Annotated in this window: 8 protein-coding genes; 3 read left to right on the top strand and 5 right to left on the bottom strand. The window is 39.5% G+C overall.

The genetic code is table 11. From position 1 onward, the window contains the following. Window positions 1-181 precede the first annotated feature (181 nt). On the top strand, window positions 182-1,054 hold the full coding sequence (locus B2727_RS00145; RefSeq protein WP_005202473.1) for a DMT family transporter: 873 nt from the start codon (window positions 182-184) through the stop codon (window positions 1,052-1,054). A 123-nt stretch (window positions 1,055-1,177) separates the two neighbouring features. Here the strand turns inward: B2727_RS00145 and cysN are convergent, their stop codons facing one another. From cysN to B2727_RS00120, 5 genes are all read right to left on the bottom strand, one after another. Next, entirely contained in the window at window positions 1,178-2,791 is a 1,614-nt protein-coding gene (gene cysN, locus B2727_RS00140) for a sulfate adenylyltransferase subunit CysN (RefSeq protein WP_005202472.1), read from the bottom strand. An 83-nt stretch (window positions 2,792-2,874) separates the two neighbouring features. Continuing rightward, window positions 2,875-3,783: a sulfate adenylyltransferase subunit CysD gene (cysD, locus tag B2727_RS00135; protein ID WP_004808480.1), complete on the bottom strand. Its 909-nt coding sequence runs from the start codon at window positions 3,781-3,783 to the stop codon at window positions 2,875-2,877. A 322-nt stretch (window positions 3,784-4,105) separates the two neighbouring features. Continuing rightward, complete coding sequence (locus B2727_RS00130; protein WP_005202471.1) at window positions 4,106-5,545, bottom strand: capsule assembly Wzi family protein; 1,440 nt, start codon at window positions 5,543-5,545, stop codon at window positions 4,106-4,108. Window positions 5,546-5,689: 144 nt separating this feature from the next. Next, entirely contained in the window at window positions 5,690-7,216 is a 1,527-nt protein-coding gene (gene lysS / locus B2727_RS00125) for a lysine--tRNA ligase (protein WP_005202470.1), read from the bottom strand. Between the two features lie 159 nt (window positions 7,217-7,375). Continuing rightward, window positions 7,376-7,813 carry an SRPBCC family protein gene (locus B2727_RS00120; RefSeq protein ID WP_005202469.1) on the bottom strand — a complete coding sequence of 146 codons (438 nt, stop codon included), beginning with the start codon at window positions 7,811-7,813 and terminating at the stop codon, window positions 7,376-7,378. A 348-nt stretch (window positions 7,814-8,161) separates the two neighbouring features. Between B2727_RS00120 and rubA the strand changes: the two genes are divergently transcribed. Then, window positions 8,162-8,326, top strand: a complete 165-nt coding sequence (rubA, locus tag B2727_RS00115) for a rubredoxin RubA (RefSeq protein WP_004678010.1) — start codon at window positions 8,162-8,164, stop codon at window positions 8,324-8,326. Window positions 8,327-8,409: 83 nt separating this feature from the next. Further along, entirely contained in the window at window positions 8,410-9,591 is a 1,182-nt protein-coding gene (gene rubB, locus B2727_RS00110; RefSeq protein WP_005314280.1) for a rubredoxin reductase RubB, read from the top strand. Window positions 9,592-9,617 lie beyond the last annotated feature (26 nt).

Here is a 9,617-nt window from a genome sequence, read left to right as displayed (position 1 = left end):
CTTTAACTTCCTAAGCCCCTTTCTAAATATATTCTTTTTATTATTTGTTAAAATAACTTGCTCTATCCGTCTTAGATGGTAAAGCATTTTTATAACCATCGAGTGAAAATCATAGTTTAGTGATCATATAAAACTGATATTCAAAGACCTAAAAATATAGATATTAAAAAGGATAAGTAAAATGGTCAAACTTAAGAATGAGAATTTCCTTTATATTGGCCTATTTGTTTTGCTTTGGGGTAGCGCTGCTATTTTTACCAAATGGGGACTTCATCATGGTGCTGCAATTCCTTTTCTGTTTTTTCGCTTTTTGATTGCTACCGCATTAATTTTATCCTTCTGTGTGATTTCAAAACAGCCTTTTTACCCACAAAACACCTCTTTTAAATATGTCATATTGACGGGTTGCTTTTTAATTACGGGTTATACCCTATTTTATTTTTTATCCCTTGAATTTGGAATTTCACCAGGGCTCCTTTCCACCATCCTTGCATTACAGCCCATTTTGACTTTTTTTATTACCGAAAAGAGTTTTTCCAAAGTGAAGCTTACTGGACTACTGCTTAGTTTTTTTGGAATTATTTGTTTGGTTTATAACAATATGTTTGTCAATAAATTATCTTTATGGGCAACGCTTGCTTCAATTATGTGCCTGACATGTATTACGGCAGGTGTGATTCTACAAAGAAAAATTTCTGAAAAACCATGGCACGTTTTACCACTACAATATGCAATTTCTTTGATTTTCATGATCTTAATCATCCCTTTTCAATCATTTAATTTTGAGATGAATTGGGGCTTTTGGATTCCAGTTTTATATCAAGGCATCATTGTTTCTGTGATTGCTCAACTAATTTTTTATAAATTACTACAATCAGGCAATCTGGTGAATACAACAAGCTTATTCTATCTTGTGCCCCTTGTGACTTTAATACTCGACTTTATGATTTTTAATACCCAACTTTCTACTTTCGACTATATTGGAATTACAGCAATCTTGAGTGGTGTTTATTTAGTGTATAGAAAAGCAGTTAAACCAAGTTGCACAACATAATATCAAAACTACAACTGCAAAGAATACAATGAGTAAATATCCAACAGAACCAATTCCAGCTTTTTGTAGCCCACTCAAATAAAAAAACCCGCTTGCGCGGGTTTCCAAAATCAACTCAGCCGATTAAAGACGAACTAACTCCACCACTTTTTCAGCGGCTTCTTCAACCGTTTCAGCAGCAATCTCGGTATCTGTACCTTCAACAGTCGTAGTGATAATTACAACACCTGTTTCACGCAACAATGCAATTTGCTCAGCAGTTAAATTGGCTTTCGCAATCGCAACCACACCCTGCTGGATCAACAAGCTTTCTAAAGCTTGAGCTTTCTCGATCAACGATGCAGAAACACCAATCACCGCAGGCTTCTGACCTAAACGAGCTGCACGATCTTCTGCAGTCACAGGATTGCTATGCGCTGCCCATTCAACCGCAGCTTCAACCATACCCGCACCAACAGTTACGTTGCTTAGACGGTCAATAAAGATAAATGAACCGGTGTAACGGCTGTCTTGGTATTGATCAAAGACCACTGGCGCATCAAACTCAACTACAACATCCGCAATTGCATTCAACTCAAGCTCTTCAACTTGTGTGTGTTCCAACGTATTCACATTGACACGGAAGTTAATTGCCGTCACTTTCGCTGGAACAGTTTGAGTCCCAATTTTGACATTGTACAGTTTGCCTTTTACCAGCGGATGCTCATTCATCCAGACCACTGATGCACGCACACTACGTGAAATCAATGGTTGCTCGCCTGCACGGACCAAAACGTTACCACGAGAAATATCAATTTCATCGTTTAAGGTTAAAGTCACGGCCTGACCAGCAACGGCCTGTTCTAGATTGCCATCAAAAGTTACGATTTCTTTAACTGTTGATTTTTTACCAGATGGCAAGGCAATAATTTCATCACCAACATTCACTTGACCAAGCGCAATCGTACCTGCGAAACCACGGAAATCGAGGTTTGGTCGATTCACATATTGAACAGGGAAACGGAATTCACGTTTATTTGATTCACGTTTAATTTCCACTGACTCAAGAAGGCTCATCAAGGTTTGACCCTTGTACCATGGCGTACTTGCTGATGGATTAACAACGTTGTCGCCATTCAATGCCGAGATCGGTACGAACACAATATTTTCAGGGCGACGATCACCAAGTTGACTCACGAAAGCATCATATTCAACTTGAATTTCATTGAAACGTGCTTCAGAGAACTCAACCAAGTCCATCTTGTTAATCGCAACAACGATATTTTTAATACCGAGTAAGCTTGCGATAAATGAATGGCGACGAGTTTGAGTTTGCACACCATAACGTGCATCGATCAAGATAATCGCAAGATCGGCAGTGGATGCACCAGTCGCCATGTTACGCGTGTATTGTTCATGTCCTGGGGTATCAGCAATGATGAACTTACGCTTTTCTGTAGAGAAATAACGATAAGCCACATCAATGGTAATGCCCTGCTCACGTTCAGCCTGTAGACCATCAACCAGCAAAGCAAGATCAGGTGCATCACCTGTAGTACCCACTTTTTTACTATCACGTGTTACCGCTTGCAATTGATCTTCATAAATCAATTTTGAATCGTAAAGTAAACGACCAATTAAGGTACTTTTACCATCATCGACATTACCGCACGTCAAAAAGCGTAATAAATCTTTTTGCTCATGCTGTTTTAAATATCCCAAGATGTCTTGGCTAATAAGATCTGATTGATGAGACATTGCTCAAAACTCCACATATTCTTTAGAAATCGGTTTTAATCTCCCTAAATCCCTCTTTAAAAAGAGGGACTTGCTTAAGGAAATTAGAAATAACCTTCTTGCTTTTTCTTTTCCATCGAGCCAGCCTCATCATGGTCAATCATACGACCTTGACGCTCTGAGCTGGTTGCTAAAAGCATTTCTTGGATAATTTCAGGCAAGGTATCTGCTTCAGACTCAACTGCACCTGTTAACGGGTAACAACCAAGTGTACGGAAACGTACCGATTTCATTTGTGGAACTTCACCTTCTTTTAAGCGCATACGCTCATCATCGACCATGATTAACGTACCACTACGTTCAACCACAGGTCGAACTGCAGAGAAATAAAGAGGAACGAGTTGAATATTTTCGAGATAGATATATTGCCAGATATCTAACTCAGTCCAGTTAGACAATGGGAATACACGAATACTTTCGCCTTTGTTCACTTTACCGTTGTAAAGGTTCCAAAGTTCCGGACGCTGGTTTTTTGGATCCCAACGATGTTTATTATCACGGAATGAATACACACGCTCTTTGGCACGAGATTTTTCTTCATCACGGCGTGCACCACCAAAAGCAGCATCAAACTGATACTTATCCAAGGCTTGTTTTAAACCTTGGGTTTTCATGATGTCCGTATATTTTGAACTGCCGTGATCAAACGGGTTAATCCCCGCCTCACGACCCTCTACATTTTGATGCACGATCAGATCAAAGCCATGCGTTTTTGCCATGTTGTCACGGAAAGCAATCATGTCTTTAAACTTCCAACCCGTATCTACATGCAGTAGTGGGAATGGGAGTTTCGCTGGATAGAATGCTTTTAATGCCAAATGCAACATTACTGCCGAGTCTTTACCAATCGAGTAAAGCATCACAGGGTTTTCAAATTCAGCTGCAACTTCACGAATAATATGAATACTTTCTGCCTCAAGTTGCTTGAGGTGAGTTAATCTATTTTCAGTCATGTACAATTTCCTCCTTATCCATGCTATCCATAAAATCTATAAGTGGGATTAAACCACCACTTTGAAGACTGTGTGGAGGAACGAGTGCCATAACAACTCCAATTTTTCATGATATAGATATTCTTACTGGTGGCAAAAAACCACTCAATAGCGGTTATTCATTATAATAATTTAGATCCAGTTCTTTAGCTTGTTTTTTCATATCAATATGCAAAATTATGATATAAAAATAAGATTATGGAATATCAATACAATCTATTCCTCACCAAAAAATATAAAAAAAGAAGCCAAAAGGCTCCTTTTTTCAAAGGTTTAAAACCTATCAAAAACCGAACATTTTCCGTTCTAATGGAATTTCAACACCAACAGAAACACCACCATCACTGCCATTCAAATCAGAATCACTGACCCAACCATTCACTTTTAATGGAATTGTTGGTTTCAAGTAGTGTGTCCAAGTCAAATCAAGAGCTTTTATTGTATCTTGCTTTGGAAATGCCTCATTAATTCTTAAATCTAATGGATTCACCTTGGTATAAAGCAAACGACCATTTAAACGGTTCATTGTATCAAAACGAATATCACCACCAACCGAATACATTTGACCATCACCACCCATTGCATGGCCTAAAGAAAAACCATGTTGATAATAGCCATCTTTGTAAACATAATGATTATATGAAACACCATCTACTTTTCCATTACTACGCGTATCTGCCCATTCTGCATAGAGTTGATACGGCATATTTTTATAAGAAGAAGAGAAATCTATACCCGCTAAATACATCTTTTTAGCAGGGAGTCCACCGGCTTCATCTTCCCCCACATATTGTCCATAAACACCGACAGGGACTTGTAGTAATGGTTGTGTATTCAACCGAAAATCAAATCCTGCAATCTGATTTGACTTATCAGTATCATAATCAAGATTATCATTACCTTTAATGGCATTCCAAAGTGAGTCCAAACTTTCTGAACGGCCTTCACCGCCCCATTGCAATACACGTGATGCACCAAGTTCAAGATAAGACAAAGGTTGTGCCGTTACACGTAAACCAAGCAGTTTTGCATCAGGAACAGCCTTATAATCATCCAATTGCCCAGCAAATGCTTGATACTGCCAAGGACCAATCCAAGATAACCATTTGCTCTCAAATGCATTTTGTACAGCTCGTTGTGCTGTAACACCATACACAGGACGACTCGCATCACCGCGAATCAAACTTCCATCATGCCCAGGACCCCAATAGGTCGGAATCTGACCTGCAATCACCCATTGATTCCAAAGCTTACCAGCAAGATAAGAACCTTCTACATTGACATCATGCCCATTATCAACCAGTGGATCTTTCTCTCCATTCACACGAAGTTTTGCATCCCAATTTTCACCACCTGCATTAAACTCAGCAGCGACCTGATATTGTGATTTTTGGTTATCACCAAATGTTTGAGGAACAGTTTTAAGATCAGAGCCGGCATGTAAACCAAGTTTAACCGTTTCATTATCTGCTTTCAGTGCATTAGCAACTGAATTCACCACCTTTTGCTGAGCATTATTGCTCACTTTCGCTTGGGATAAAGCACGTTGAATTTCATCGCCACTCATTGGCCAAGTCGACGTACTAATTTGAATAACACCTTGTTGGTTCAGCCAATTTAAATCTGTACGTAAATTTGCATCGTTTAAGATGAGACCTTGTGCAAATGTTGCAGAGGAAAGCGAAGCAAATAATGCGACATAAAGGGATTTTTTTAGAAACATATCTAAACTGTTCTCAAATTTATTTATGTGCACATGATCGTTTTTTTACGATCTCTTTTCAATCATCAAATGCAATAATTATATTTTTTTAATCATGAATATAAAAAGCCACTTCATGGAAGTGGCTTTTTAATGAATGGTAAATTAATCTTTACGGCGCATATGCGGGAATAACAACACGTCACGAATACTCGCAGCATTGGCAAACAACATCACCAAACGGTCAATACCGATGCCTTGACCAGCTGTCGGTGGCAAGCCATATTCCAATGCTTCGATAAAGTCTGCATCGTAATGCATTGCTTCATCATCACCTGCATCTTTTTCTGCAACCTGCGCTTGGAAGCGCTCAGCCTGATCAATCGGGTCATTTAACTCAGAGAAACCATTTGCCAACTCACGACCACCGATAAAGAACTCAAAACGATCGGTAATATGTGGATTATCATCATTACGACGAGCAAGTGGTGAAGTTTCAGCTGGATATTCAGTAATGAACGTCGGCTGACGCAGTTTAGTTTCTACAGTTTCTTCAAACACAATCGTTTGTAATTTGCCTAAACCAAAACCAGGTTTTACCTGCTCTTTTAAAACTTCTTTGGTAAATTTGGCCAAGAATTCACGGTCATTCACATTTTCAGGTGTGAAGTCTGGATTGTTCTCAAGAATTGCATCAAACATTGAGATTTTCTTGAATGGCCCTTTGAAGCTATAAACTTCGTCACCATAAGGCACATCGGTAGACCCCAAGATATCAACTGCCAATTTTTCAAGCATGTTTTCAGTCAATACCATCAAGTCTTTATAATCAGCATAGGCTTGATAGAACTCGATCATCGTGAATTCAGGGTTGTGGCGTGTTGAAACCCCTTCGTTACGGAAGTTACGGTTAATTTCAAACACACGCTCAAAACCACCCACTACAAGGCGTTTTAAATAGAGTTCCGGTGCAACACGTAAATACAGTTCCATGTCCAAAGCATTATGATGTGTTACGAATGGCTTAGCAGATGCGCCACCCGGAATCACATGCATCATTGGCGTTTCCACCTCCATGAAGCGTTCATTGGTCAAGAATGCACGAATACCTGCAACTACTTGGGCACGAATTTCGAAAGTTTTACGTGTTTCTTCATTTACGATCAAATCTAAATAACGTTTACGATATTTAGCTTCTGTATCGGTTAAACCATGGAATTTATCTGGAAGTGGACGAAGTGATTTGGTCAGTAATTCAAAACCTTCAAGGTGCACATATAAGTCACCTTTACCCGAACGACCAATATAACCTTCAGCAGCGATGATATCGCCAAGGTCTAAACTTTTAATGGTTTCTAAAATATCAGCTGGCAGACCTTTACGATCCACATAAAGTTGAATACGACCCGTCATATCTTGGATCACCATAAATGATCCACGGTTCAACATCACACGACCAGCAACTTTTACATAAACTTTTTCAGCGCCTTCAATTTGCGCCTTGTCTTGATCTTTAAACTGTTCTTGCAAATCAGCTGCATAGTGCTCACGTTTAAACGTGTTTGGCCACGGGCTCTTACCCGTTTGTTTTGCAGTCTCTTGGATTTGCTTTAATTTGGCATGACGCTGTGCGATTAAATCGTTTTCGGAAAGTGTTTGTTCAGAAGTCGATTGAGCGTTTTGTTGCGTCATCTCTGCCTCGATTAAGTAAAAAATGAAGTGACATAGGATAGCAGATCACAACTCATTTTCGTATTGTTTCAACCAGACAATTCAAAAAAATCAAGATTGATCAGTTTTTGAATCAAGATAACGCAGCAATTTTCCGCTCAACAATCGATTCGCTGTCGCTTATTTCTCCGCTAAATGCTTGACCATAGCAAGTCCCTGATCAAAGCCTTTATTCATAAATTCTGCATGTTCTGGTTGAATATCGACCTCTACATGCAATTGCGTTTCACCATTAAAATCAAACAGCATATATTTTTCCAAAGCACCTGCCCAAGACTTCACAGCCTCACTTTCCAGATCCTCCTTACCGTTCTCAATCATCCCAAGATGCTTAAAAACAATCTCTTTAGGCTCATCGATACTTTCAATGGTAGAGATCATGCCATTGCCTTTGCCATCTCCAAAATAGGTTTTACCACCCACTTTCCAATCCGTAGTCATGGTTGAATCGCATGCAAAGAATTTTGTCCATGCTTGATAACTTTCTGGAGTCCAAAGAACCTCCCAAACTTTTTCAGGGGTCGCATAAATTTTTATATTATAAGATAAGGTTTCCATGTTTTATTCTCCTTGATCATTGTTTTCATCATCATATCTTGATTCTGAATGTTTGTTTTTTATACACACTATATTTATACATTTCGGCTTTTTTTAATTGTATAAGCGTTATATCCCTAAAAAAAATTAGAGTAATTGCTCAAATAACAAGACTTTCAGATAGAATTGCCATATCACTTTTTGAATAAATGATTAAACTCTTGCATTTACTTTACTTAAATGTCGTTCTGCGTAAAAATCTAACTCCCGATTAGCATAAGTTAGTTCCTATTGCAGCGATCATAGCGACATTACGGAATAGTTTTACTGAAAGGCAACTTGAACATACCTATCAGTTTGGAGAGTCACATGAAAAAATATCAATGTATCGTTTGTGGTTGGATTTACGACGAAGCAGAAGGTTGGCCACAAGACGGCATTGCAGCAGGGACCAAATGGGAAGATATCCCAGATGATTGGACTTGCCCAGATTGCGGCGTTTCAAAAGCTGATTTTGAAATGGTTGAAATCTAAATAGATCAAGAAGGCCGTGACAATGATCATGGTCTTTTTTTTGCTATCGTTTGTTTTTAAATAAGAAAATATTGGAGAATAGAATGCATCCTATCGTTATCATCGGATCGGGCATGGCAGGTTACACCGTAGCGCGAGAGTTTCGTAAACTAAGTCCTGAACAAGAACTGGTTATGATCTGTGCAGATGATGCGGTAAATTATGCAAAACCAACATTATCTAATGCCTTTGCAGGGAATAAAGCACCAGAACAAATTGCTTTAGGCGATGCGACAAAGATGGCAACCCAATTGAATATGCGCATTGATGCAGACACATGGGTGAAAGCAATCAATGCCGAAAACCATGAACTTACATTAGAAAAAAATGGGCAAACCATTACCCAACCTTATTCAAAATTAGTACTGGCTGTCGGTGCAAACCCTATCCGCTTAGCGATTGCCGGTGATGGCAGTGATGACATCCATGTTGTGAACTCATTGGTCGACTATCGTATCTTCCGTGAAAACCTTACAAACCGTAAAGACAAACGCGTGGTTATTCTTGGTGCAGGTTTAATTGGCTGTGAATTTGCCAATGACTTATTGCATAGCCAATATGATGTTACTGTAATTGACTTAGCCCCTCAGCCACTCGGTCGTTTATTACCAAACCATGTCGCTGAAGCCTTTAAGGCCAACTTAGAACAAGCAGGCATTAAATTTGCACTCTCCACCACCGTGGAAAAAGTAACCAAGATTAATAATGGTGAAGACTACGAAGTCACCTTAGCCAATGGTAAAACACTGGTCGCTGATATTGTTCTTTCTGCAATTGGCTTACAACCGAATATCTCTTTAGCGAAAGCAGCAGACATTCAAACCAGTCGTGGCATTATTACCAACACGCTTTTGGAAACCAATCAAGCGGATATCTATGCCGTCGGTGACTGTGCAGAAGTGAATGGCACGTTATTGCCATATGTGATGCCAATTATGCAGCAAGCACGTGCTTTAGCAAAAACGCTCAGTGGTCAAAGCACAGCGGTACACTACCCTGCTATGCCTGTTGCAGTAAAAACACCCGCTGCGCCATTGACGGTTTTACCTGCACCGCTTAATGTGGATGTGAACTGGGAAACCGAAGAGTTTGATGATGGTATGCTTGCCAAAGCAGCTGATGGTGAAGGAACCTTAAGGGGTTTTGTACTGTTAGGTGCAACTGCGGGCAAACAACGTTTAACCCTCACCAAGCTGGTTCCAGACTTGATTCCAGCGCAAGTTTAAGGTTTAAATACGAGAGTTTGTTGAGA

It is taken from the genome of Acinetobacter sp. UBA991, from assembly GCF_002292065.1.
Classification (GTDB): domain Bacteria; phylum Pseudomonadota; class Gammaproteobacteria; order Pseudomonadales; family Moraxellaceae; genus Acinetobacter; species Acinetobacter higginsii.
The sequence above is the reverse complement of the archived record's forward strand: the minus strand, read 5'-3'. Positions and strand labels throughout refer to the sequence as shown.

What these genes read in the sequence shown, in the direction of transcription:
- B2727_RS00145 (WP_005202473.1), top strand. Translation starts at nt 182, where the DNA reads ATGGTCAAACTTAAGAATGAGAATTTCCTTTATATTGGCCTATTTGTT.
- cysN (WP_005202472.1), bottom strand. Translation starts at nt 2,791, where the DNA reads ATGTCTCATCAATCAGATCTTATTAGCCAAGACATCTTGGGATATTTA.
- cysD (WP_004808480.1), bottom strand. Translation starts at nt 3,783, where the DNA reads ATGACTGAAAATAGATTAACTCACCTCAAGCAACTTGAGGCAGAAAGT.
- B2727_RS00130 (WP_005202471.1), bottom strand. Translation starts at nt 5,545, where the DNA reads ATGTTTCTAAAAAAATCCCTTTATGTCGCATTATTTGCTTCGCTTTCC.
- lysS (WP_005202470.1), bottom strand. Translation starts at nt 7,216, where the DNA reads ATGACGCAACAAAACGCTCAATCGACTTCTGAACAAACACTTTCCGAA.
- B2727_RS00120 (WP_005202469.1), bottom strand. Translation starts at nt 7,813, where the DNA reads ATGGAAACCTTATCTTATAATATAAAAATTTATGCGACCCCTGAAAAA.
- rubA (WP_004678010.1), top strand. Translation starts at nt 8,162, where the DNA reads ATGAAAAAATATCAATGTATCGTTTGTGGTTGGATTTACGACGAAGCA.
- rubB (WP_005314280.1), top strand. Translation starts at nt 8,410, where the DNA reads ATGCATCCTATCGTTATCATCGGATCGGGCATGGCAGGTTACACCGTA.